Source organism: Aeromicrobium panaciterrae (assembly GCF_031457275.1).
In the GTDB taxonomy this organism is placed as follows: domain Bacteria; phylum Actinomycetota; class Actinomycetes; order Propionibacteriales; family Nocardioidaceae; genus Aeromicrobium; species Aeromicrobium panaciterrae_A.
Map to the genome: position 1 here is coordinate 943559 of NZ_JAVDWH010000001.1, position 23172 is coordinate 966730.

Sequence of the window (23172 nt, forward strand, 5' to 3'; positions counted from 1 at the left end):
GCGAGCATCAATCGGAGAGGGTGAGTGAAGCGTGATCTTCTCGTGCCCCGATCCGGCGCTCGATCCCCACTTCGCCGCCAAGCTTCTCAGCCTCCAGCACGAGGCGTACGCGCTTGAGGCCGCGCTGATCGGCGACGATCGGCTGCCACCGCTCCAGGAGGATCACGAGGCACTCGCCGCTCCTCGGGTGCAATGGTGCACCGCGTGGGAGGGTGTCGATCTGCTCGGAGCTGTGAGCTGGCACGAGCACGAGGACCACGTCGATATCGATCGAGTCATGGTGAGTCCGTCGGCGCACCGCCGAGGAATCGCCAGCGAGCTGCTCGCTCACGTACGCGATGACGCCCACGGCCGTCAGCTCGTGGTCTCAACGGGTCGCGACAACGCGCCAGCCGTGGAGCTCTACATCAAGCACGGCTTCAAGCCCGTCGAGGAAGAAGAAGTCCCGCCGGGCATCTGGATCACGCGGTTCAGGTCGAGCTAGGCCTGTTCGAGGCGTACGCCGGACCACGCGTCGTCGAGGGGGACGTGCTCGACGGTGTGCCAGCCGTAGTCGGCAACCAGATCGCCGATCGTCTCAACGGCGATCTCTGTGCGACCGCCGATCGGGTAGCAGATCCACACGACGGGGATCGAGCCCAGTTGCGGCAGGAACTCGTCAAGATCGTCGACCAATTGAATGTGACTTTCGACGAACAGAACAGCACCGTCGATCAGCTCGGCCTCGGAGTCTTCGTCGTCTTCCACTTCCTGGTGACGTTCCTCGATGGCGACAGCGCCTTCGGGCAGCGGGTCGAGCAGGGCGGTCTCTTCGGCCGTCTGACCGATGACCCATACGACATAGCCCTCAGTGATGCGGAGCTTCTCGGCGATGCTCGTCTCGGTCATGCGTCCATCCTATGGGGTGGCTGTAGTGGCACTGATGTCGCGAATTTCGCGGTCGACGTCCATGCCCTTGACCTCAAACCGGGTGAGTGGGCGACCCGGAAATCGGGGTGCGTACGTCCCAGAGCTCACGAGCGCGGGCTCGCCATTGACGACCTCGAGCATCTGCTCGGCGTAGTCCTCCCAGTCCGTCGCCAGACGCACAGTGCCGCCCGGTTCGAGTACTTGCACGACAAGCTTCGCGAACTCAGGAGTGATCAGACGGCGCTTGTGATGGCGCGACTTGTGCCACGGATCAGGGAACCAGATACGCAGCTCGCGTACGGACCCGGCAGGCAGCATGGTTTGCAGCGCCTCCGGGGCATTGACGACTGCCAAGCGGATGTTGGTGACCCGCTCGTGAAGAGCGGTGACCAGGGTCTGGGCGACGCCGGGCACGTAGACCTCAAGGCCAAGGAAGTTGAAGTCAGGATGTTCCTTCGCGGCGTGCACCAGCGCTTCGCCACGGCCACTCCCGATCTCGACAATCAAGGGAGCGGAGCGGCCCCACACAGCTGGGACATCGAGCACGAACGATGGATCAACCGATGTGCTCGGTCCGTTGCCCGGGACATCGATCACGTACGTGTCGGCGGCCTTGTCCCAAGCGTTCTGCTGACGCTCGGTGAGGCGCCCACCTCGTCGGGTGAAGGACACCGGGCTGGTGCGATAGGCAGGTGACTCCACGACGGTTAGCGTAGACGCCGTGAGCATCGAACCTGACACCAAGGACTGGACCTGGGTCCTTTCGCAGCAGTGCCCCGAGTGCGGCCTGACTGCGAGTGACGTCGTCCCCGTTGAGATCGGTGCGCAGGTGCGTGCCGATCTACCGCGCTGGGAGGCGGTCCTGACCCGTCCCGACGTGCGCGAACGTCCGTCACCTGACGTCTGGTCGCCGCTCGAGTACGCGTGCCACGTACGCGATGTGTACGTGCTCTTCGCGGAGCGCGTGGAGCTGATGCTTGATCAGGACGATCCGCTGTTCGCCAACTGGGATCAGGACGTGACGGCGATCGAGCATGACTACGCGTCGCAGGATCCTGTCGCTGTCGCCGAGGAGCTCGTGGCCGCCGGCGATGTGATCGCGCGCGTCTTCGACAACGTCGCCGCGGATTCGTGGGATCGCACCGGCCGTCGTAGCGACGGCTCAACCTTCACGGCTTCGACGCTGGGTCAGTACTTCATGCATGACATCGTCCACCACCTGCACGACGTACACGCCTGATGCAGTGGGATGCGATCGTGCTCGCTGGCGGTCGCGGTTCTCGGCTCGGCGGTGTCGACAAGGCATCGCTCGAGCTTGATGGCGCCACGCTGCTCTCACGTGTGCTCGAAGCCGTCGCCGGAGCGACACAGATTGTCGTCGTGGGTGAAGCCGATGCGCCGGGCGCGATCGTCGTCCAGGAGGAGCCTCGGTTCGCTGGCCCGGCCGCAGCAGTCGGCAGCGGGCTTGCCGAAGTGACATCGCCGTATGTCTTGCTCGCCGGGGTCGACCAGCCCTTCTTGGCTGACGCGATCCCGGTGCTCCTCGATGCCGTGACTGGTGACGGCGTGATCGCCGTTGACGCAGTCGGACACCGCCAGCAGCTGATGAGCGTCATCAGTGCCGACGCCCTCAGGCAAGCCGTGGCGGCCCAGTCCTCGCTGACTGACCTGTCACTGCGCGCGCTCCTGTCACCCCTCGACCTCGTCGAAGTCGCCGTATCCATTCGATCGACCCTCGACATCGATACGTGGAACGATCGTGATCGTGCCTTGGAGTACGGGCAGAACGGAGACCGTGATGACTGAGCTCGACGACTGGGCTGCGCACGTTGCGGAGGAGCTCGGCCTCAGCGGTCTCGTCCTCGATGTCGACGCCGTCCTCGATCTCGCGTCGGTCGCAGCGCACAACGTCGTACGCCCCGCAGCGCCGTTGACGACGTTCCTTGCCGGGCTCGCCGCCGGTCAGGCTGGGGGATCTGCCGACGACGTCCGCGACGCCATCGCTCGAGCGACTGCCGTCTGCGAGACGCGCTGATCGGTCAGTTCAACACGCTGAAGACCTCGGTGGTCGAGTGCCGCGAGGAACGCGCGGTGTATCGAAACCCGCACTAGTGCGTACTGCGTGGTACTGTCGCATCCATGGATGCGACTCAGCTACTCAAGGGAGTACTCGACGTGGCGGTTCTTGCCGTCGTCGAGGACGAAGACGGATATGGCTACGACGTCGTACGCAGATTGCGTGCGGGCGGTCTTGAAGAGGTCGGCGACGCCTCGGTTTACGGCACGCTGCGGCGGCTCTACACAGCTGGCGCGCTGACTTCGTACGTGGTGCCGTCCGAAGAAGGGCCGCACCGCAAGTACTACGGCATCAACGCACAGGGGCGAGCGATGCTCGATGTGCAGCGCAAGGTCTGGAACGAGTTCTCAACCACCATGAACAACTTGCTGGAGGCATCATGACCACGTCGACTGTCACCCCCGAGATCGCAACATTCGCCCAGGGCGTACGAGCAGCGCTGGCGGACCTGCCGGCCGATGAGGTCGACGACCTCACCGAAGGCCTCGAGGCGGACCTCGCCGAGGCGTATGCCGAGGACCTGCAGCGCGAGCTTCCCGATCCGGCCGCGTATGCCGCTGAGCTCAGGCTCGCCGCAGGACTCCCCGTACGTTCGAAGGTCAAGAGCGGGCTGCTCTCCGGTCTCGGCGACGGACTCCGCGACACCAAGCGAGACATTGGAATCGCCATCCGCCGCAATCCCGCGCTGGCTGGGATCGCGGACTTCCTCGTCTCACTGCGCCCTGTCTGGTGGGTCCTCCGCGCTTGGCTCGCGACCTGGCTCGTCGCCGCATTCTTCGGCGGCGAGCGGGGCTATTGGTTCGGCGGAACAGGGTGGTTCCTCGTTCTGGCTGCCTTCGTCGCCATCAGTGTGCAGTGGGGGCGTGGCAAGTGGCGCTCGGATCGCGCCCTGCCCCTGATCGCGCTCGGAAACGTCTTCGCGGTCGTCGCACTGCTTCCGGTCATGGCCGCGGCAGACGACTGGCAAAGTTCGTATGTCGATGAGGTCTACAGCCCCGCGCCTTCTGGGACATCGATCGATGGAGAACAGGTCAGCAACATCTTCGCGTTCGACGCGAAAGGCAACCCGCTGACGGGTGTGCAGCTGTTCGATCAGTCGGGACGTCCGCTGAACATGGGCAGCGACACCACCGGACCGGAGTGTGACGTGACGTGCGAGGTCGACATCGTCCGCCTGCCGAGAATCCTCGACAACGGCCGCACCGCGTGGAACGTCTTCCCGCTGAGCGAGGCGCGAGAAGAGCAGACGACGTATGACGAGATGACGAACAGCTACGTGCTCAACAGCGGCGAGAAGGCGAGCGCGCCGACCTCTCCATTCGTCAAGGTTCCCGCCTTGATGCCTGCTCCGAAGGGTGCAAAGCCGACACCCTAAATCGGGAGCAAACACGGGTGCTCAGGCGTTGTATACAGTGAAAGTACCGACTCCATAGCGGAGTCGATATCCCACGGAGGGAAACATGAAGAGCAGTAACCCCGTCTTTGCTCGCAGCGCCGAGTTCAATGGCAAGGGCACCGCCACTGCCAGCGATCCGTCGCAGTGGCAGATCGACCTGAACGGCGAAGGTTCGCCCACCCACACGGGTCGCGGCACCGGCCGTATGACGCTCGACAACGTCGTGGAGAAGACAGCGATCTCGCTCGGCCTCCTCGCCATCGCAGCGGCCATCACCTGGTTTGCCATCGGCAACCTCAACTCCGGTGACGTCACCGCAGACGATGCGGCCTACGGCAAGGCGTTCCTCTTCGCCATGGGCGGCGCCATCATCGGTCTCGTCCTGTCACTGGTCAACTCGTTCAAGAAGGTCATCAGCCCGCCACTCGTCATCGCATACGCGGTCGTCGAAGGTGTGTTCGTTGGCGCGTTCTCCAAGGTCGTCGCGAGCTATGTCGGCGATCCGACGGTCGTGTTCCAGGCAATCCTCGCGACGATCGTCGCCTTCGGTGGAACTCTGTTCGCCTACAAGTTCTTCAACATCCAGGTGACCGACAAGTTCCGCAAGGTCATGACGATTGCGATCTTCAGCTTCGTCGGCGTCATGCTGATCAACTTCGTTCTGAGCATCACGGGCGTCCTTGATAACGGCGGCCTGCGCGGCTTCACCGGACTCGGACTGGTTGTGTCGGCGATCGCCGTCGTGCTGGCCGTGTTCATGCTGATCATGGACTTCGACTACGTCGAGCGCGGCATTGCTGCCGGCCTGCCGGAGCGCGAGTCCTGGCGTGCAGCGTTCGGTCTGACCGTCACGCTGGTGTGGCTCTACATCGAGCTGCTGCGCATCCTCGCGATCCTGCGTGGCGACTGATACTCAAGCAAGACAAGAATGGCCGGTCCCTTCGGGGCCGGCCATTCTTTGCTTTGTAGGGGCGCTGCGCGTTAGGACCTGGTGAGTACGAGGCGTCGGCGACGCAGCACGCTGGCGAAGCGACCGTTGCGTACGACCTGTGTGCCCGGCTGCTCCGCAGCCTGAGTCGCGGCGTCGCTGAGCGACATGACATCGCGGGGCTGGCCAGAGTCGAGGAATTCCTGTTCTGGATCGTGGAGCGATGCGGCGACAGCAGGTATGAGCACCGAGACCATGTTGGCGTAGCCCGCAGCCGATGGGTGAAAACGGTCGTCCCCAAACATCGCGTCCAGCTGCTCCCGGAACAGTCCGCCAAGCAGGTCGCCCAACGAAACGGCACGACCGCCCGCGCCGACGACGGCCATGGTCTGCTGGCGGGCGAGGCGGCGGCTCCAGTGCATCGCCACCTGGCGCAGAGGCGGGAGGATCGGTCGCACGGTGCCGAGATCGGGACAGGTGCCAACGACAACCTCGCACCCGTCGTTGGTCAGCTGGGTGACGACATCGGCAAGTCGGCGTGCCGATGTGCGTGGTGGCACGCGGTGCGTAACGTCGTTGGTGCCAACGATGATGACCGCGACGTCCGGCTTGAAGTCCTTGGCGAGCTCGAGCTGGGCCTTGAGGTCTGACGTCTGCGCACCGACCACGGCGTGGCAGCGCATTTCGACCTGGGCGTCAAGCATGTGTGCGAGTCCGACGCCAATCAGGCCTGCCGGCGTGGTGTCGGACGTTGTCATGCCGTAGCCCACGGCGGCGGAATCGCCGATCACGAGACAGCGGATCGTACGTCCGGCCTGCGCCTCACCGTAGAGGCCGTCTGGTGCCGGCGGGCGTTCGTCAGTCGTACCGATCGCGCGTCGAGCCAGCACCGCTTCGCCCATCAAGGTCGCGTAGAGGCTCGACAAAGTCACCGCTCCGCCTCCAAGGGCGAAGGTCGCGACTTTGCGTGTACGTGCCATACCTCCAATCTACGTCGGGTCAACAATGAAAATTGTGTATATGGCGAGGTCAGAATGAACCTTGGTTCAACATAAGGTGAACCTGTGCGACACGACTATGTACCCAATTTGCGAGATGTGGGCGGCGTCGTGACGGACGACGGCAGCGAAGTACTCACCGGTCGCGTCCTCCGCAGCGCCATGCCGCACGCGAAGGATGCAGTGCCCGAGGGGATTGCCTGGCCCCCGGCTGTGGTGATCGACCTTCGATCCGACGGCGAGAGCGAATCGATCCACCCGCTTGCTCAGCAGGGATCGCGCATCGTCAATCTTCCGTTGCTGAGTGCGCTGCGCCCCGACCTTGCGCCGCCGGAGGACCTGCACGGCCTCTATCTGCTGGTGCTCGATCACGCGTCGATGTATCTCGTGGAGCTCGTACGAGAGGTCTCGCTGGCATCTGGCGCGACACTGATCCACTGCGCTGCGGGCAAGGACCGCACGGGGATCTCGGTCGCCCTTCTGCTCAGGCTCGTGGGCGTGTCCCGCGAAGACATCCTCGCTGACTATCAGTTGACGGAGGATTCGACGAAGGCGATCGGCGCCCGCCTGCACAAGCTTCCGGGCCGCAAGCACCGCGCGTCACTGCCCGCGGCTTTCCTCGAAGTGTCCACGGAGGCGATCACCGGCGTTCTGGATGTGTGGGATGAGCACGAAGACGGAGTTCAGGGCTGGTTCCGAAGCATCGGCGGCGACGATGAACTCATCGCTCAGCTGCGCCGTACTCTGGTTCGATGAGCGCGACACCGGGAGTGCGAGATCGCCTCGTGGAATCCCGCATCGTTCCGCTCGGCGGTGTCCGGGGACTGTCGGTGCACCGGACGCTTCCACTGCGTGGATTGCCGACCGTCGGGCCTTGGTGCTTCGTGGATCAGTTCGGACCAACGTTCTCGCGTATGGAGGTCATGCCGCACCCACATACGGGCCTGCAGACCGTTACGTGGCCGCTGGTCGGTGAGATCCGGCACCGAGACAGTCGCGGCAGCGATGTCGTGCTCAAGCCTGGTGAGCTGAACCTGATGACCTCGGGCGATGGCGTCTCTCACTCCGAGTTGTCTGTCGGTACCAAGCCGACCGTGATGCACGGGCTCCAGCTGTGGGTCGCCCTGCCCAACAGTCGTCGACTCGGTCCTTCGAACTTTGAGCACCACGCCAATCTTCCGCGAGTTGAGCGGGAGGGTTGGCAAGCCACGGTCATGATGGGCGAGTTCGAGGGCGCGAAGTCGCCAGCCACGACCTATTCGCCGATCGTTGGCGTCGAGTTGCGGCTCGGCCCGGGACGGTCCCGCATCCCTCTGGAGCCGGGCTTTGAGCACGCGATCCTCGCGGTGGATGGCATGGTCATCGTGGATGAGCACATCGACGTCGGTCATCGAGAGATGTACTACTTCGAACCAGGCCGCAGGGAAGTGACGATCGACGTACGTACCGACACGATCGTGCTGCTCATCGGCGGAGAGCCGTTCACCGAGCAGCTGCTGATGTGGTGGAACTTCATCGGTCGTACGCACGAAGACATTGTCGAGGCACGCAACGACTGGGAGGCCGAGAGCGAGCGCTTCGGCTTCGTCGACGGGCACGACGGCGTACGAATTCCGGCGCCGCCAATGCCGAATGTGCGTCTCACGCCGCGACGCCGAACGCTCTGAGCGCGCCCTGATTCAAGGGATGCGTCACACGGGGTTCCGCGCCGACCAAGTTTCAGATACTGTCAGTATCTGAAACTTGAGACGTCCCCAACCCGAATGGAATGGCAATGACTCACTTCACTGGCAAGGTCGCCGTCGTCACCGGAGCAGGCTCCGGCATTGGTCGGGCCCTGTCCGTCGAGCTCGCCCGCCGCGGCGCCAAGCTCGCCATCTGTGATGTCGACACGGTCGGACTCGCCGAGACTGAAGCGCTGGTCAAGGCTGAGGGAGCGGACGTCAAGGCCGATCACCTCGATGTGTCTCAGCGCGAGCTGGTTCTCGCCTACGCCGATGGAGTCGCCGCGCACTACGGCAAGGTCAACCTGGTCTTCAACAACGCCGGCATCGCGTTCACAGGCAACATCGAGGAGATGTCGTTCAAGGACATCGACCGCGTCATGGATGTCGATTTCTGGGGCGTCGTCAGCGGTACGAAGGCATTCCTCCCGCACCTCGTCGAGTCCGGCGATGGCCACATCATCAACATCTCGAGCATCTTCGGCCTGTTCTCCGTGCCGACGCAGGGTGCGTACAACGCGGCCAAGTTCGCCGTACGAGGATTCACCGAGGCGCTGCGCATGGAGATGATCCTCAACAAGCGCCCGGTCAAGGTCACCTGTGTTCACCCAGGCGGCATCAAGACCAATATCGCCAAGAAGCAGGAGCAGGTTGAGGGCGTTGACCACGACCAGCTCGCGAAGCAGTTCGACAAACTGGCGCGGATGTCGCCAGCCAAGGCAGCCAACATCATTCTCAAGGGTGTCGAGAAGAACAAGGCTCGCGTACTCATCGGTGCGGATGCCTGGGTGCTCGACAAGTTCGTACGGCTCACCGGTCCGCGCTACGCCCGCGGCGTTGCCGCGTTCAGCAAGCGCAACGGCCTTTAGCGACCGATTCCGTCTGGTCTGGCCCGAGTAGGATTCGGCCATGGCGGTTTCGGTGCTTCGAGGGCTTGATCTCCTCGAAGCGGTCGGTATGGGCGAGGTCGGTGTGTCCGAACTCGCTCGCCGTACGGGCTTCGACAAGGCGAGTGTGTCCCGTACGGTCAAAGCCCTCGTCGAGGCCGGATGGCTGTTCCGTGATGGCGACAAGGTCTCGCTTGGAGCGAAGTCGCTGACGCTTGGCGGCGCCACACCTCAGCGCGAAGCGGTCAACCGCGCGAACGAGATCGTCCGCATCGTCGGCGGGATCACGATGATGTCGTGTTTCGCCACCCAGCTGTACGGGGAGCAGCAAGCCATCATGGCTGCCTCTCAGGGCACAGGCATGCCAGTCATCGCGGCAGATGGCAGCCGCTACCCGACGTACGTCACGGTCAGCGGCTTGTGCCTGTTGGCGGCGCTGCCTCCCGCGGATGCTGACGCCGTTGTCGATGCCGCGGACCTCTCGGTGTTCAGCCCGGGGGCCATCTCGGGAGCAGACCAACTCAAGCAGGATGTCGCCACCGCGAGAGACGGCTCGATCGTCGTCGACCGGGGTCGCGCTGACCCGTCGTATGGCTGTGTCGCCAAGGTCTGGAACATCGAGGGCATGTCGACACCGATGTCGTTGTCGGTGTTGGGTCCGCTGACCAGGATCGATGCCGAGCTCGACCTGTGCGAGAGACTGCTGGTTGCCGCCACTGAGCCGGGGGCCGACCGGCTGTCGATCATGGCGGCATTTGCAGCAGGCAGTTAGCCCAAGAGCTCGGCGACACCCGATGGGCGTGAGGCCTCGGGGAGCGCGAGCAGTGTGGCCACGAGCGTCTGAGCAGCCAGCTCGCGGATCTCGTCGCGCTTGATGTCGGTGGTGTCGAGCCATTCGTGCGTTGCGCTGCGCAGGAACTGCAGCCAGCTGCGTACGGCGATCTTGGCCAGCGGTGACGGCTCGCGTACTGGTTCGACGGCGTCGAGGATGCGTTCGCTCTGCACGCGTATGTCGTCTTCGATGATCGCCTGGATCTCGGGGTCGGCGGACGCGCCGCCATGGAATACGGCCTTCACTCCCATTTTGTGGCTCTCGCAGTACTCGAGATAGATCTCGATGCCTTGGTTCAGCTGCTCGAGGATCGGGAGCGCCGGATCGGGCTTGGTCAGCTCAGACATACGCCCGGACTCGCGGCGGACCATGGCGGCGAAGAACGCTCGCTTGGTCGGGAAGTAGTGATAGAGCAGGCCGCGGGAGACGCCAGCCTCCTCGGCCAGCAGCTCGATGTGGACGTCCTCGTACGACTTGTCGGCGAACAACTCGGCGCCAAGGTCGAGCAGCTGGTCCTGGCGTGCTTCGCGGCTGAGTCGCGTACGGGTGGCCATATGCCAAGACTACTTGACTTCGGTTCAGCACGGGCTAGGCTGAAACTACTAAATCTCGGTTCAATAGGAGCCCGGCTTCACAAGGAGCACAGCATGCGCAACGACTGGGGCGGCCAGACCTTCCCGCATCCTGTGGGCCGCAAGCCAGTCATCGGTGACGTACTTGGCGCAGATGTGAACGCTCCGCTGCAGAGCACCATGCGCCGCGCCGCCGACCTCGGCCCGATCTTCGAGATGCACATCTTCGACCAGAAGTTCGTGTTCGTCACGGGAGCCGAGCTTGCGGCCGAGATGTGTGACGAGTCGCGGTTCGTCAAAGGGCTTTCGCCGGCGCTCGTTGCGCTGCGGGAGTTCGCCGGGGAGGGCCTGTTCACGGCCTACAACGATGACACCAACTGGGCCCTCGCCCATGACCTGCTTCGCCCGGCATTCACGAAGGCGGCGATGCAGAGCTATCACCCGATCATGCTGGCCGCCGCGCAGGAGTTGTTCGATCTGTGGGACTCGCATGGCAAGCCGGTCGACGTATCAGCCGACATGACCAAGCTGACTATGGAGACCATCAGTCGTACGGCGTTCAGCACCGACTTCGGCTCATTCAGCCGAAGCGAGCCGCACCCGTTCATCCCGGCGATGATTGCCGCGCTCAAGGCGGGTCAACGCAAGGGGTCGCTCAACGCGATGCCAGGTGCGTCGTTGCTCTCCAAGCGGATCGACAAGAAGAACGCGCACCACCTCGCGTACGTCGACCAGCTGCTAGACGGCATCATCGCCGAGCGTCGCGCTGGTGAAGTCGACGAGAGCGACCTCCTCGGCATCATGCTGCACACTCCGCATCCCGAGACCGGGGCTCGGCTTGATGACGTCAACATCCGCCATCAGATCCTGACGTTCCTCGTCGCCGGACACGAGACGACGTCCGGTGCGCTGTCGTTCGCGCTCTACTACATCGCGCAGAACCCCGAGATCCTCGCCAAGGCGCAGGCCGAGGTCGACCAGATCCTTGGCCCTGACCGTGACGTCGAGCCGACTTTCGAGCAGGTCGCAAAATTCCGCTACTTGCGTCGAGTGCTCGACGAGGGTCTGCGACTGTGGCCGACGGCTCCCGCGTTCGCACGCAGCCCGCGCGAGACGACTGTCCTCAGCACTGGCCACACGATGCGGCCCGAGGACTGGGCCATCGTCATCCTGCCGATGATGCATCGCGACAAGGCGGTGTGGGGTGAAGACGCCGACCAGTTCGATCCGGACCGGTTCGTCGCCGAGAACGCTCGTGGACGCCAGCCCCACTCGTACAAGCCGTTCGGCACGGGCGAGCGCTCGTGCATCGGCAGACAGTTCGCCCTGCACGAGGCGATCCTGGTCTTGGCGCGCATGCTGCATCGCTATGACATCGCCGCTGACCCCAATTACGAGCTCGACATTGCCGAGCGACTGACGCTGATGCCCAGGGGCTTCGAGCTCACGCTGACCCCGCGGGTACCTGCCGTGGTGCGTGAGCCAAGCGTCGTATGACCCTTCCAACCCGTACGAGAGGACGACGATGACTCGTCAGACCATCAAGGGCGCCCGCGCGCTCGTCACCGGAGCAACCGGCGGCATTGGCCAGGAGATCGCTCGCGCTCTTCACGCAGAAGGTGCCGAGCTCGTGCTCAGCGGCCGTCGCGCGGAGATCCTCGAGCCATTGGCCAAGGAACTCGGAGCGCAGGTCGTCATCGCGGACTTGGCTGATCTCGACGACGTGGCTCGGCTGCTCAAAGAAGCGGGCCCACTCGACATCCTCGTTGCGAATGCCGCGCTTCCCGCTTCGGGATTGCTGCTCGAGTACACACAGGAGCAGATCCTCCGTAACGTCTCGGTCAACCTGACGGTGCCGATCCTGATGGCTCGTGAGAGCGCAGCAGGCATGAGCGAGCGCGGGCACGGCCACATCGTCCTGATTGGCTCGGTGGCCGGCAAAGCTGCCTCAGCCGGCGCGTCGATGTACAACGCTACGAAGTTCGGACTGCGTGGGTTCTCCTTGGCGCTGCGGGAGGACCTGGCCTCTGCGAATGTCGGTGTCTCGATCGTCGAGCCAGGATTTGTACGCGAAGCTGGGATGTTCATCGAAGCGGACGGCAAGCTGCCTCCCGGAGTGCGTACGGTCTCACCCCAGCAAGTTGCCAAGAAGGTCGTCAAAGCGATCAAGCGCAACAAGGGTGAGGTCGTCGTTGCACCGGTCGAGCTCCGCGCAGGTACGGCAGTCGCCTCGGTATTCCCTGGAGTCGGCAGCAACGTCCAGAAGCGACTCGGCGGTCACAAGATCTTCGAGACCATGGTCGAAGGCCAACGCGCCAAACGCTGATCTCAGTCTTCGGGCAGTGAGCGGCGGTCTTCTGGAGCGTTCCCGCTGGGGAACGCGAGTGTGTCTGCCGCGATCCACCACTCCATGACCTCGTACGCGAGCCGTCCGGCGATCACCAGTGGGTCGAGCTCGTTGAGGCGTGCTGCCTCGACGAGATCGCAGGTGAAGATCGACATGCCACGGAGGGACTCGTCACTCTGCTCAAGGAACGGTCCGTTCGCGACAATCAGACCCTGTTCCCGCAGTTCGGCTCGGTGAGCAAGGTGCAGAGACTGAAGCCGATCGAGCTCTTCCTCGGGCAGATTCGGCGAATCGGCGGGGCGTCGCAAGATCACCAGCGTGTAGACGTTGAACTCGTCGGGAACGTTGGGATCGCGTGCCATGAACGGATCTTAGGTCGCGGAAAGCTGTTGCATGACGTCTGGCAGATCCCAGAACGCCCTCAGGTGCGAGATGTCGCCGCTGTCGTCGACTCGGTAGTGGATCGCCGCGTCGTATTGGGCCGACTCCCCGCCCGGCGTACGGATCGAGATCTCGGCGAGAACGACAGCCTCGCCTGGCGCTTCGTGGATGCGGCGCACGTCGAACTGAACGGCCTCGAACATCGCAATGCTCGTGTCCCAGAAGTTGGCGATCGCGTCCGTGCCGGTCAGCCCGGGCGAGCCGTCTACCGGGTCCTCAAGGGTGGCGTCGGCGGCGAACAGGTTGATCCATTCTTCGCGGGAGCCCTGTTCCACGGCGCCCATCGCGCGCCGAGCCACACCGCTAGGTGATTGGTCAGGCATACGAGACGCCGGTGGCGTGCAAGGGGCAGTAGCCGTACGGGTTCTTCACCAAGTACTGCTGGTGGTAGTCGTCGGCGTAGTAGTAGGTGTCCAGCGGCAGGATCGATGTGGTGATCTCGCCGTAGCCGGCGGAGGTCATCTTGACCTGGTACGCCGCGCGTGACGCCTCGGCCTGCTCTTGATGCTCGGGTGTCGTCGTGAGGATGACCGAGCGGTACTGCGTGCCGCGGTCGTTGCCCTGGCGCATGCCCTGCGTCGGATCGTGGTTCTCCCAGAACACTTCGAGCAGTTGCTGGTAGGTCACCTTCGACGGATCGAAGATGACGCGTACGACCTCAGCGTGGCCGGTGCGACCGGTGCAGACCTCTTCGTACGTGGGGTTGGGCGTGGTGCCGCCGGCGTAGCCAACGGAGGTCGACCAGACGCCTGGCACTTCCCAGAACGTCTTCTCCTCGCCCCAGAAGCAGCCGAGTCCGAACACCGCGACGCCGAAGCCCTCAGGAGCCTGGGTCTCGACCGGATTGCCAAGTGTCAGGTGGGTGCCGCCGACTTGGTAGGGACGGCCCGAACGACCGGGAAGCGCCTTGTCGGCAGTCGGGATCTCGGACTTGTTCAGGTTGAAGATCATGGGTGCCACCTCTCACTACAAGTTTACGGATGGGGTCTGTAACAACACGCGGACGACGGCTGATGTTCCCTCCAATGCCATAGGCTCCGTGTGTGGCCAAGAGTCAACCCAAGCGCACTGAGATTCCCGCTGGTGTGGAGATCGCGACCCAGTGGTCGTGGCGGCTGCTCGTCATCGCCGCCGCCGGCTTTGTCGGCATCTGGCTGCTGCGCTACTTCTCCGAAATCACCGTGCCGATCGCCGTAGCCATCCTCGGCACCGCGCTCACCGTCGGAGCGGTCGATTGGCTGGAGAAGAAAGGCCTGCCCCGCATTGCGGCGACGGCCTCGGTTGTCTTGAGCATGCTGGCCGGATTGTTCGGGATGCTGGCACTCGTGGGATCGCAGCTGGCGACCCAGGTCTCGGACCTCAAGTCCAATGTTGTTGAGGGCATCGACCAGATTCAGGACTGGGCCAAAACGGGGCCGCTCAACCTCACGGACACTCAGATCCAGGATTGGATCGACAGGGCCAAGTCCTCGATCACCAACAGCGATACGTCGATCTTCACGACGGCGTCGAATGTCGGTACGACGCTCACCCACCTCGTCGCCGGATTCTTCATCGCGCTGTTCGCCTCGTTCTTCTTCCTGTACGAAGGCGAGCGCATCTGGAGCTGGGTCGTCGCGCTCTTCCCCAAGGCGGCGCGCGACAAAGTGCACTCTTCGGGCCAGACCGCGTGGGCCTCGCTCACGGCATTCGTACGCGCGACGATCTTCGTGGCTCTGGTCGACGCAATGGGTATCGCGTTTGGCGCATGGGTGCTCGGGGTTCCACTCACCTTCGCGATCGGCGTGCTGGTGTTCCTTGGTGCGTTCATACCGATTGTCGGTGCGCTCGCGTCCGGCATGGTGGCGGTCCTTGTAGCGCTGGTCGCACAGGGACCAGTCGTCGCGCTGATCATGCTGGCAGTCGTGATCGCGGTGCAGCAGATCGAGTCGCACGTACTTCAGCCGTTCCTCATGGGCAAGCTCGTCGCGGTGCACCCGCTCGCGATCATCCTGGCCATTGCCGCCGGTATCGCCGTCGCTGGCATCGTCGGAGCACTGATCGCCGTTCCGCTGGCAGCGTGCCTCAACGGTGTGGTCAAGCATCTGGTCAACGATGCGCAGCCCTATCAGGACGAGCCCGAGCCAGATCCGGCATGACGGACGTTCACGAGTTCTGCAGCGCCCTGCCGGGTGCTGTGCTGACGTTCCCGTTCGGCGAGGAGACCGCCGTCTACCGCGTAGGCGGCAAGATCTTCGCGCTCACCGGGGTCGACAGGGCTACAAGTATCAACCTCAAGGCCGAGCCGGCCGACGTCACGGGACTCGTCGACACGTACGACTCGATCACGCGCGGCTATCACATGAACAAGAAGCACTGGGTGACCGTACAGCTCGACGGATCGCTGCCCGAAGGGCTGCTCGAAGAGCTGATCGAGGACTCGTACGACCTGATCGTCGACAAGCTCCCGGCACGCGACAAGCCCTAGCTTGTCTTGATCACGGGGCCTACATGTACGTCGAATCGCTCACCGAGCGTGTCGAGCGCGTGCCGGTAGCGCTCTCGCTTCCGCTTGTGCCCAGCCAGGAACTTCAACTGCCCGACCAGACGTCGTGGTGCGGGGTACAACCGGTCGAAGTCGAGGCCGAAATCCTTGAAGACCTTTGCCGGGAGGTGGTCGAACGCGAGGCCCAAGTTGTATTGGGTCAGCGCTAGTGAGCCCAGGACCGTTGCAGGCACCGAATGGCTCAAAATGGCGTTGCCGTCGGCCTCATACAAAGGGACCTCCCTGAGCTTGCCGGCGTAAAGGAGGTGGGTCAGGAAGTAGCCGCCGAACGACGTGAACCCGAACATCCCCTTGAACCCGATGGTGACGACTCGCCCTCCGGCGGAAACGTACGGGGCCTCTGTGCGTGCACGGGAGACGAAGTGGCTGGTGCAGTTGACGATCCAGCTCCCAGGGGCGATATCGATCGGGGTTCCCTTGCGCATGTGGATCTGAACGCCATGTTCACCGTGATCGACCACGTCCACCAGGTGGTCCATCACGACCTGTCCCAGCCCGTCGCGGATGCGTGTCGACTCGCCCTCGGACAAGGCACCCAGGAAGAAATGTTGGGCGTGAGGAATGGGCCCGGTGCCGTAGGTGTCGCGCATCCAGTTCAAGACATCGACCTCATTCGTGCCGTCGAATCGGTCGGCCATCTCGGTCAGGACATAGTTCGGCCTGACACCTCCCAACCAACGCTTGGTCCCGCTTGGAAACATGCGGTCGCGGCTCATGAAGAAGCTGCCTGTGCCGGCAACCAGATTGACCTCGCGACCCGGCTGGTGGGTGATCAGCGTGTGCGCGGTGTCCATTCCGGTCTTGCCACTGCCGATGACCCAGACGGGGTTGTTGTCGCTGGCGATCTCGCCCGTACGCACGTCGCACGTCTCTGGCGAGACGGAACGGACCTGAGAACTGGACAGTGACAGCGGCTGCAGCGCGTCTACGTCAAGCGCTGCAGCGTTGATCACGTGGTCGGCGGTGATCGTCGCCAGGGTTCGGTCGTTGGTCCGGCAGGTCACGCGTACGACATCGTCGGTCTCTTCGATCTCCACCATTTCGTGGCCCAGGAGCTCGGTCACGCCGACGCCCTTCCTGGACTCGTTGACGCAATGCTGGAAGTGGTCGAGGACCTCGGTCTTGGAGGCGAGGTGCGATGGCTTCTTGCCAAGGGTCCATTTGACGTCGCCAGTGGTGAAGCACGGGTGGGGCTGATGTAGTCGGACATAGTCGTACGTGTCCACCCACATGCCGCCGACCCGGTCCCTGCGATCGACCAGGGCGATTCGTTGGTCAGGCTTGAGGTATTGGCTGGCGACATAGAGGGCATTCAGGCCACCGATTCCGGCGCCGATGATGCACAGGTCGTAGTGCTCAGACTGATTCTGTGGATTGGGCATGGCGGACTCCGCTCACGTGTGCCACCCAGCCTAGTTTTGGAGCAATAGCCCAACAATGGCCCGAAATGACGGTAAAACTGGCCCCTAGAGTTCAGTCGCCTCGGCAGGCATCGGGGTGCTGCGCGAACGCAGCGGAAGCTCCTTGATGAACAGGGCGAGGATGAACGCGATGCCGACGAACGGAAGAGCGGTCAGGAACACCTCGTGCAGCGATAACGCAAACGCATCGATGACCTTGACGCGTACCGGCTCGGGCAGGTGGCGAATCGCTGTCGCATCGTTGGTGTTGACCGATGTGCCGGCTCCGGGCCCGAACGACGTCTCGAGGTGATGCGCGAGACGGCTGTTGAGCACCGCTCCGAACACGGCCGTACCGAACGCACCACCGAGATTGCGGAAGAACGTCACGGTGCTGGTGGCGACTCCCATGTGGCGTACGTCGACCGAGTTCTGCACGATCAGGGTCAGCAGCTGCATCGTCAGGCCGAGTCCAAACCCGAGCGCGAACATGCCGATGCCGACATTCAGATAGGAGCTGTCGGCATCGAGCGTCGACAGCAGGAGAAGTGCGCCGGCGACGAAAATCGTGCTGGCGATCGGAAAGAACCGGTAGTGGCCCGTCTTGGATACGTAGTTGCCGGTCGGAATCGATGCCGAGAACATGCCCGCGACCATCGGGACCATGCCCAGTCCGGACTTGGTCGGCGACATGCCCATCACGATCTGCAGGTAGAGCGGCACGAAGATGATCGCGCCGAACATCGCGATGCCGAACACCATGCCGAGGGCGTTGGTGATCGAGAACACCGAGTTGTTGAAGAGCTCCATGGGGAGAATCGGCTCGGAGGCTCGTCGTTCGATCAGGATGAAGAAGACGGCAAGCAGCAGTCCTCCGCCGAGCAGGCTGAGGCTCATCGAGTCGAGCCAGCCGTGCTCAGGTCCAGCCCAGGCCGTGTAGAGCAAGACCGAGGAGACGGCCGAGACGAGAACGGCTGCGCCGAGCCAGTCGATCGTGTGCTCGCGGCGTACGTGGGGGAGCTTGAGAACGTATGACGTCACGACGAGCGCGACGATGCCGATCGGCACGTTGAGCCAGAAGATCCACTCCCAGCCGGGACCATCTGCGAGCGTGCCGCCGAGCACCGGGCCGAGGACGCTGGCTGAGCCGAACACGGCGCCCATGTAGCCCATGTAGCGACCGCGTTCGCGGGGCGGGATGACATCGCCGAGGGTGGCAAGAGCGAGGGCCATCAGGCCACCACCGCCGATGCCTTGGAGTGCCCGGAACGCGATGAGTTGATCGATATTGCTCGCGAAGCCGCACAAGAGCGAGCCGACGAGGAACGTGATGATCGCTGCCTGGAAGATCAGTCGGCGACCGTACAGGTCGGAGATCTTGCCCCACAGAGGCGTGGCGGCGGTCGAGGCGAGCAGGTACGCCGTGACGACCCAGCTGAGCTTGTTGAGCCCATGGAGCTCGGAGGTGATTCGGGGGAGCGCGGTTCCGACGATGCTCTGGTCAAGGGCGGCAAGGAACATGCCGGTCATCAGGCCGGCAAGGATCACCAGGATCTGGCGGTGCGAGAAGTAGACGGGCTCTGTGCTGGTCTGGGTGTCGGTCATGCGGGTTCTCCGAGCGATGCTGCTAGGCGGATGAGTTGGGCGCGGAGCAGTTCGCGGTCTTCGTCGTTCCAATCGGCGATGGCTTCGGCGAGGATGTCGCGGCGTTGCTCGAAGGAGGATGTGAGCCCGGCGCTGCCTTCGTCGGTCAGGCTGATGATGCTGGCTCGCCCGTCTTCGGGATCGGGTCCGCGTTCGATGAATCCGCGGTCGCCGAGCTGCTGCACGTGGCGGCTGACGGTCGATGCGTCGAGCTTCATGGCCTCGGCGATGTCACCGAGGCGCAGCGCGCCACGGATCTTGAGCGTGTAGAGCAGAGCCGCCTGCGAGGGGTCGACGGCGTCACCGTCGAGGCGGGCGCGGAAGCGTCGGCCGACCATCATCATCAGCCGAGCGAGGGCGTCTTCGGCGGTCGCCGGCTCCTCCGTGCGGATCTCCGCGTTATTTACTTGCATGATGCAAGCATATAACAACGTGCATCATGCAAGCAATCTTGGTGACGCGCTCTCGGCGTTAGTCTGATCACGTGGATCTGAACGATGTGAGGGAAGCCCGCAAGCTACTCGACGGCGTCACCGAGCTGACGCCGATGGCGCACTCGCGATGGCTCAGCAACATTGCGTCGACGCCGGTCTACCTGAAGGCGGAGAACCTCCAGCGAACAGGATCATTCAAGATCCGCGGCGCGTACGTACGCATTGCGCGGCTCAGCGAGGAGGAGCGCGCCAACGGCGTCGTCGCTGCGAGCGCCGGTAACCACGCCCAGGGCGTTGCGTTGGCCGCGTCGATGCTCGGTACGAAAGCCACGATCTTCATGCCGGAAGGTGCAGCGCTCCCGAAGGTCGCAGCGACCGAGGGCTATGGGGCTGACATCAAGTTCCATGGGTCAGGCGTCACCGAGGCGCTGGTGCCTGCGCGCGAGTTCGCCAAGGAGACTGGCGCCGTCCTGATCCACCCGTTCGACCATGAAGACATCCTTGTCGGCCAGGGCACGGTCGGGCTCGAGATCCTCGAGCAGTGCCCCGACGTCAAGACGATCCTCGTGCCGGTCGGCGGTGGCGGTCTGGCCGCGGGCATTGGACTGCTCCGTACAGAACGCCCTGACATCCGCATCATCGGCGTGCAGGCTGAGGACGCTGCGGCCTACCCCGCTTCGCTCAAGGCCGGCCATCCGATCTCACAGGCGATGGGCCTGACCATGGCCGACGGCATCTCGGTGGCTGAGCCGGGCGGCATACCGTTCAAGGTCATCGCGGATCTGCTGGACGACGTCATCACCGTCAGCGAAGAGACGATGAGTCGCGCGCTGATCTCCCTGCTTGAGCGAGCCAAGATGCTCGTCGAGCCAGCTGGCACCGCCGGAGTCGCCGCGATCCTCGAGAAGCCGGATGCGTTCGAAGGGCCAGTTGTTTCAGTACTGTCCGGCGGCAACATCGACGCTCTGGTCCTGCTGGACGTCATCCGCCACGGCCTCGCCGCAGCAGGCCGGTTCCTGCTGTTCCGAGCTCGCATCACCGACCGCCCGGGTGCGCTGATGGGTTTGCTGACGGACCTCGCCGAGATGCAGGTCAACGTTCTCAACGTCAACCATGACCGCGCATCGGAGTCGCTCGGCGTACGTCAGGTTGACGTCGACATGCAGGTGGCGACACGTGGACCGCAGCACCGAGCCGAGGTCAGGAAGCGCCTGACCGAGCTCGGCTACGAACTCATGTGACTAGAACGGCTTGGTGTCGACGATTTCGACGGTGATGTTCTTGCCGTTGGGCGTCTCGTACGAGACGGAGTCACCCTTCTTCTTGCCGAGTACGGCAGCACCGAGGGGTGAGGTCGGCGAGTAGACGTCGATCTCGACGCTGGAGTCCATGCTCAGCAACTCACGCGAACCCAGCAGGAACTGCTCGGTGTCGGTGTCACCCGTGAAGCGGATCGTGACGATCATGCCGTTGCCGACGACGCCATCGTCTGCAGGCTTGTCGCCGACTTCGGCGCGGCGAAGCATTTCTTCCAGCTGGCGGATGCGGGCTTCGGTCTTGCCCTGCTCCTCGCGCGCAGCGTGGTAGCCGCCGTTCTCCTTGAGGTCGCCCTCTTCGCGGGCGGAGGCGATCTTGGCGGTGATGTCCGCGCGTACTTCGCCGGCAAGGTGCTCGAGCTCCTGCTTGAGGCGGTCGTACGCCTCCTGGGTCACCCAGATGGTCTCTGTCTCAGTTGGCTGAGTCATGACGGAGCTCCTTCCCAATGAATGCGGTGATACGTACCGCACCCCAGGCCGCTGCCCGGGGTGAATGGTCCAATTTACCACTCATTCAGCCGCCACACACGTCCTCAAGACACCTGTGACGGCTCGTCGCTCGGTCTCGATGTCGACCTCTAGACGGATCTCTTCTTCGTCAATTGCAGGCAATTCGACCGTCTTCTCGCCGACGATCGAGTGGTCGGCGGCCTGCGCGTAGACCGTGCATTCGATGTCGAGAGGGTCAGGTCGTACGACGTCGAGCTTGATGGTGATGTTGTGGTCGTCGACCACGTCATAGCCCCACACGCGAGCGGTGATGGGCTTGTCCTGGAAGCCGACCCAGGCCGCGAATGCGATGCCGATCGTGATGCCGATGGCAGCGATCAGCGGCCAAAACCAGCGAGGCCGGTTGCTGGTTCCGTAGCGCGCTCCGAGGTCAGTCACCTCGACATCTTCTCAGCCCTTGGCAATCTCCTTGAGTACGGCCTTGTCGAACGTTCGGTACGGCAGCAGGTTCGACGCGGTCGCCATCATCTTGGCCTCGGTGCCGATGAGGTACTCCGCCTTCGGGCGACGCGAGAACAGTGCGTGATGCGCGGCTTCGGCAACCTTGGACGCCGGGATGCCTCCCGTACGAGCACCCTTCGCCATCCCGCGCATCGACTCGATGGTTCCGCCGTACAGCTCCATGGCTCGCGGCGAAAGAGTGCCCGTGATCTCGTCGATCTGGTCTCCGGCCTTGTCCCAGATCGGCGTGGCGACACTGGCCGGCGCGAGCACCGAGACACCCATGCCCCACGGCTTGAGCTCGCGTCGAAGTGACTCGGCCATCCCGTTGAGGGCGTGCTTCGATGCTGCATACGGACCAATGAACGGTGCGGCGACGCGACCGCCGATCGAGCTGGTGAACACGATGCGTGCCTTGCCGTGCTCGCGGAGCAGCGGGAGGAATGCCTGGGTCACGGCGAGCTGGCCGATGACGTTGACCTCCAGTTGCTTGCGGAACTCGTCGAGCTCGACGAACTCGAGTGGTCCACCGACGGCGATGCCGGCGTTGTTGATCAGGCCTCGGAGCTTCGTATCTCCGAGAGCAGCGCGTACGGTCTCCGCCGCCTCCAGCGCCTCCGCGGCCGAGGTGACGTCGAGGCGTACGGGCGTGACCAGTGGATGCTCGGCGACGCTGGAAAGGTCGCGTACGGCGGCGAACACGCGGATGTTGTTGTCTGCGAGGTTCTCGACCATCGCTTCGCCGATGCCGGTCGATGCGCCGGTGACGAGCACTGCTTCGGTGGGAGTCATGGCTCCATCGTGGCAGGGAACACCCACTCCCTGACCGTTGTTGCCTGAGTGCGAGGATTTCCGAAGAGTCATTGAAGGAGAACTGTGGCCGACAAGCTGCGCCTCATGCATGTGCACGCGCACCCCGACGACGAGTCGAGCAAGGGTGCCGCGTCCACAGCCAAGTACGTCGCCGAGGGAGTCGACGTGCACGTTGCCACCTGCACGGGTGGCGAGCGCGGATCGATCCTCAACCCGGGGTTCAAGCACCCGGGCATCGAGGACAACCCCGAACTGATCACCGAGATCCGTCGCGAAGAGATGGACCGGGCCCGCGAGATCCTCGGCGTGACCCAGGACTGGCTCGGCTTCGTGGACTCCGGCTGGCCAGAAGGCGACCCCAAGCCGCCGCTCCCCGAGGGCTGCTTCGCGTTGGTGCCGATCGAAGAGGCCGCCGAACCCCTTGTACGACTCATCCGGTCGTTCAAGCCGCAGGTGCTGACGACGTATGACGAGAACGGCGGCTACCCGCACCCCGATCACATCAAGTGCCATGAGATCAGCGTCTACGCATTCGAGGCGGCTGCCGATCCGACGCGCTACCCCGACGCTGGCGAGGCCTGGCAAGTCTCAAAGCTCTACTACCAACTCGGGTGGAGCTGGCAGCGCATGGATGCCATCGCCAAGGGCATGGAGAAGCACGGACTCGAGAACCCGTACGCCGAGCGTTTCAAGGACTGGGAGCGCAAGCCCGAGGACGAGGAACGCCTGACGACGCGGGTGGAGTGCGCCGAGTACTTCCCCGTACGCGATGCGGCGCTACTGGCCCACGCAACGCAGATCGATCCCGATGGGTTCTGGTTCGCGATCCCGCACGAGGTGCAAGCCGAGGCCTGGCCGACCGAGGACTACCAGCTCGTCACCTCGCACGTTGAGACCAGCGTTCCCGAGACGGACCTGTTCGCCGGTCTGCGCTAAAAACCCGACAGTTAGGCTGAGG

The 23172-nt window shown here is 63.7% G+C and carries 30 protein-coding genes; 17 read left to right on the forward strand and 13 right to left on the reverse strand.

The window, feature by feature from the left end:
* The first annotated feature begins 31 nt into the window (after window positions 1–31).
* On the forward strand, window positions 32–484 hold the full coding sequence (locus J2X11_RS04915; protein ID WP_309967321.1) for a GNAT family N-acetyltransferase: 453 nt from the start codon (window positions 32–34) through the stop codon (window positions 482–484).
* Here the strand turns inward: J2X11_RS04915 and J2X11_RS04920 are convergent.
* Together J2X11_RS04920 and trmB are read right to left on the reverse strand one after the other, a co-directional pair.
* Window positions 481–888, reverse strand: a complete 408-nt coding sequence (locus tag J2X11_RS04920; RefSeq protein WP_309967326.1) for a hypothetical protein — start codon at window positions 886–888, stop codon at window positions 481–483. The genes J2X11_RS04915 and J2X11_RS04920 overlap by 4 nt on opposite strands.
* Window positions 889–897: 9 nt before the next feature.
* Entirely contained in the window at window positions 898–1611 is a 714-nt protein-coding gene (gene trmB / locus J2X11_RS04925; protein WP_309967329.1) for a tRNA (guanosine(46)-N7)-methyltransferase TrmB, read from the reverse strand.
* A 19-nt stretch (window positions 1612–1630) separates the two neighbouring features.
* Here trmB and J2X11_RS04930 point away from each other — a divergent pair, with 19 nt between their 5' ends.
* The 6 genes from J2X11_RS04930 (at window position 1631) to J2X11_RS04955 (ending at window position 5292) form a co-directional block, all read left to right on the forward strand.
* Window positions 1631–2149, forward strand: coding sequence for a DinB family protein (locus tag J2X11_RS04930; RefSeq protein WP_309967332.1), 519 nt, complete (start codon window positions 1631–1633; stop codon window positions 2147–2149).
* Complete coding sequence (mobA, locus tag J2X11_RS04935; protein ID WP_309967334.1) at window positions 2149–2715, forward strand: molybdenum cofactor guanylyltransferase; 567 nt, start codon at window positions 2149–2151, stop codon at window positions 2713–2715. The genes J2X11_RS04930 and mobA overlap by 1 nt, the downstream gene beginning before the upstream one ends.
* Window positions 2708–2944, forward strand: coding sequence for a DUF6457 domain-containing protein (locus tag J2X11_RS04940; protein WP_309967337.1), 237 nt, complete (start codon window positions 2708–2710; stop codon window positions 2942–2944). Before mobA ends, J2X11_RS04940 begins: the two co-directional genes overlap by 8 nt.
* Window positions 2945–3048: 104 nt before the next feature.
* Entirely contained in the window at window positions 3049–3369 is a 321-nt protein-coding gene (locus J2X11_RS04945) for a PadR family transcriptional regulator (protein WP_309967339.1), read from the forward strand.
* Entirely contained in the window at window positions 3366–4361 is a 996-nt protein-coding gene (locus tag J2X11_RS04950; protein ID WP_309967341.1) for a hypothetical protein, read from the forward strand. Before J2X11_RS04945 ends, J2X11_RS04950 begins: the two co-directional genes overlap by 4 nt.
* A gap of 85 nt (window positions 4362–4446) precedes the next feature.
* Entirely contained in the window at window positions 4447–5292 is an 846-nt protein-coding gene (locus tag J2X11_RS04955) for a Bax inhibitor-1/YccA family protein (protein ID WP_309967344.1), read from the forward strand.
* Window positions 5293–5363: 71 nt separating this feature from the next.
* Here J2X11_RS04955 and J2X11_RS04960 read toward each other — a convergent pair whose 3' ends face one another.
* Window positions 5364–6290: an SGNH/GDSL hydrolase family protein gene (locus J2X11_RS04960; protein ID WP_309967347.1), complete on the reverse strand. Its 927-nt coding sequence runs from the start codon at window positions 6288–6290 to the stop codon at window positions 5364–5366.
* An 84-nt stretch (window positions 6291–6374) separates the two neighbouring features.
* On the opposite strand from J2X11_RS04960, the gene J2X11_RS04965 reads away from it, so the two are divergent.
* The 4 genes from J2X11_RS04965 to J2X11_RS04980 all read left to right on the forward strand — a co-directional run bounded on the left by J2X11_RS04965 (window position 6375) and on the right by J2X11_RS04980 (window position 9691).
* The gene (locus J2X11_RS04965; RefSeq protein WP_309967349.1) at window positions 6375–7064 is read left to right on the forward strand and encodes a tyrosine-protein phosphatase; all 690 of its coding nucleotides are present in this window, start codon (window positions 6375–6377) and stop codon (window positions 7062–7064) included.
* On the forward strand, window positions 7061–7975 hold the full coding sequence (locus J2X11_RS04970) for a pirin family protein (RefSeq protein WP_309967351.1): 915 nt from the start codon (window positions 7061–7063) through the stop codon (window positions 7973–7975). The genes J2X11_RS04965 and J2X11_RS04970 overlap by 4 nt, the downstream gene beginning before the upstream one ends.
* Before the next feature lie 107 nt (window positions 7976–8082).
* Window positions 8083–8901 carry an SDR family NAD(P)-dependent oxidoreductase gene (locus tag J2X11_RS04975; protein WP_309967353.1) on the forward strand — a complete coding sequence of 273 codons (819 nt, stop codon included), beginning with the start codon at window positions 8083–8085 and terminating at the stop codon, window positions 8899–8901.
* A 40-nt stretch (window positions 8902–8941) separates the two neighbouring features.
* On the forward strand, window positions 8942–9691 hold the full coding sequence (locus J2X11_RS04980; protein WP_309967355.1) for a helix-turn-helix domain-containing protein: 750 nt from the start codon (window positions 8942–8944) through the stop codon (window positions 9689–9691).
* On the opposite strand, the gene J2X11_RS04985 is transcribed toward J2X11_RS04980, so the two are convergent.
* A complete protein-coding gene (locus J2X11_RS04985; RefSeq protein ID WP_309967358.1) occupies window positions 9688–10305 on the reverse strand; it encodes a TetR/AcrR family transcriptional regulator in 618 nt (205 codons plus the stop codon). The genes J2X11_RS04980 and J2X11_RS04985 overlap by 4 nt on opposite strands.
* Before the next feature lie 93 nt (window positions 10306–10398).
* Here J2X11_RS04985 and J2X11_RS04990 point away from each other — a divergent pair, with 93 nt between their 5' ends.
* Together J2X11_RS04990 and J2X11_RS04995 are read left to right on the forward strand one after the other, a co-directional pair.
* Complete coding sequence (locus J2X11_RS04990; RefSeq protein WP_309967361.1) at window positions 10399–11820, forward strand: cytochrome P450; 1422 nt, start codon at window positions 10399–10401, stop codon at window positions 11818–11820.
* A gap of 28 nt (window positions 11821–11848) precedes the next feature.
* Entirely contained in the window at window positions 11849–12649 is an 801-nt protein-coding gene (locus J2X11_RS04995) for an SDR family NAD(P)-dependent oxidoreductase (protein ID WP_309967364.1), read from the forward strand.
* A 2-nt stretch (window positions 12650–12651) separates the two neighbouring features.
* Here the strand turns inward: J2X11_RS04995 and J2X11_RS05000 are convergent, their stop codons facing one another.
* From J2X11_RS05000 to msrA, 3 genes are read right to left on the reverse strand one after another with little or no spacing between them, the layout of a single operon-like run.
* Entirely contained in the window at window positions 12652–13032 is a 381-nt protein-coding gene (locus tag J2X11_RS05000) for a YciI family protein (RefSeq protein ID WP_309967367.1), read from the reverse strand.
* Between the two features lie 9 nt (window positions 13033–13041).
* On the reverse strand, window positions 13042–13410 hold the full coding sequence (locus J2X11_RS05005; RefSeq protein WP_309967371.1) for a nuclear transport factor 2 family protein: 369 nt from the start codon (window positions 13408–13410) through the stop codon (window positions 13042–13044).
* Between the two features lie 16 nt (window positions 13411–13426).
* On the reverse strand, window positions 13427–14062 hold the full coding sequence (gene msrA, locus J2X11_RS05010) for a peptide-methionine (S)-S-oxide reductase MsrA (RefSeq protein ID WP_309967374.1): 636 nt from the start codon (window positions 14060–14062) through the stop codon (window positions 13427–13429).
* A 92-nt stretch (window positions 14063–14154) separates the two neighbouring features.
* Here msrA and J2X11_RS05015 point away from each other — a divergent pair, with 92 nt between their 5' ends.
* Both J2X11_RS05015 and J2X11_RS05020 read left to right on the forward strand, forming a co-directional pair.
* Entirely contained in the window at window positions 14155–15249 is a 1095-nt protein-coding gene (locus tag J2X11_RS05015; protein WP_309967377.1) for an AI-2E family transporter, read from the forward strand.
* The gene (locus J2X11_RS05020; RefSeq protein ID WP_309967380.1) at window positions 15246–15578 is read left to right on the forward strand and encodes an MmcQ/YjbR family DNA-binding protein; all 333 of its coding nucleotides are present in this window, start codon (window positions 15246–15248) and stop codon (window positions 15576–15578) included. Before J2X11_RS05015 ends, J2X11_RS05020 begins: the two co-directional genes overlap by 4 nt.
* On the opposite strand, the gene J2X11_RS05025 is transcribed toward J2X11_RS05020, so the two are convergent.
* The 3 genes from J2X11_RS05025 to J2X11_RS05035 all read right to left on the reverse strand — a co-directional run bounded on the left by J2X11_RS05025 (window position 15575) and on the right by J2X11_RS05035 (window position 19113).
* The gene (locus tag J2X11_RS05025) at window positions 15575–17038 is read right to left on the reverse strand and encodes an FAD-dependent oxidoreductase (protein WP_309967383.1); all 1464 of its coding nucleotides are present in this window, start codon (window positions 17036–17038) and stop codon (window positions 15575–15577) included. The two genes, J2X11_RS05020 and J2X11_RS05025, sit on opposite strands and share 4 nt — an antisense overlap.
* A gap of 84 nt (window positions 17039–17122) precedes the next feature.
* A complete protein-coding gene (locus J2X11_RS05030) occupies window positions 17123–18661 on the reverse strand; it encodes an MDR family MFS transporter (RefSeq protein WP_309967386.1) in 1539 nt (512 codons plus the stop codon).
* A complete protein-coding gene (locus tag J2X11_RS05035; RefSeq protein WP_309967389.1) occupies window positions 18658–19113 on the reverse strand; it encodes a MarR family winged helix-turn-helix transcriptional regulator in 456 nt (151 codons plus the stop codon). Before J2X11_RS05035 ends, J2X11_RS05030 begins: the two co-directional genes overlap by 4 nt.
* A 71-nt stretch (window positions 19114–19184) precedes the next feature.
* Between J2X11_RS05035 and ilvA the strand changes: the two genes are divergently transcribed.
* Window positions 19185–20375: a threonine ammonia-lyase gene (gene ilvA / locus J2X11_RS05040; RefSeq protein WP_309967392.1), complete on the forward strand. Its 1191-nt coding sequence runs from the start codon at window positions 19185–19187 to the stop codon at window positions 20373–20375.
* Here the strand turns inward: ilvA and greA are convergent, their stop codons facing one another.
* The 3 genes from greA to J2X11_RS05055 all read right to left on the reverse strand — a co-directional run bounded on the left by greA (window position 20376) and on the right by J2X11_RS05055 (window position 22193).
* Complete coding sequence (gene greA, locus J2X11_RS05045) at window positions 20376–20879, reverse strand: transcription elongation factor GreA (RefSeq protein ID WP_309967395.1); 504 nt, start codon at window positions 20877–20879, stop codon at window positions 20376–20378. It abuts the gene before it with no gap.
* An 81-nt stretch (window positions 20880–20960) separates the two neighbouring features.
* Window positions 20961–21338 carry a DUF4307 domain-containing protein gene (locus tag J2X11_RS05050; RefSeq protein ID WP_309967398.1) on the reverse strand — a complete coding sequence of 126 codons (378 nt, stop codon included), beginning with the start codon at window positions 21336–21338 and terminating at the stop codon, window positions 20961–20963.
* A 12-nt stretch (window positions 21339–21350) separates the two neighbouring features.
* Window positions 21351–22193 (reverse strand): SDR family NAD(P)-dependent oxidoreductase, encoded by an 843-nt coding sequence (locus J2X11_RS05055; protein WP_309967401.1) that lies wholly within the window; start codon window positions 22191–22193, stop codon window positions 21351–21353.
* An 84-nt stretch (window positions 22194–22277) separates the two neighbouring features.
* Here J2X11_RS05055 and mca point away from each other — a divergent pair, with 84 nt between their 5' ends.
* A complete protein-coding gene (gene mca / locus J2X11_RS05060; RefSeq protein WP_309967404.1) occupies window positions 22278–23150 on the forward strand; it encodes a mycothiol conjugate amidase Mca in 873 nt (290 codons plus the stop codon).
* The last annotated feature ends 22 nt before the right edge of the window (window positions 23151–23172 follow it).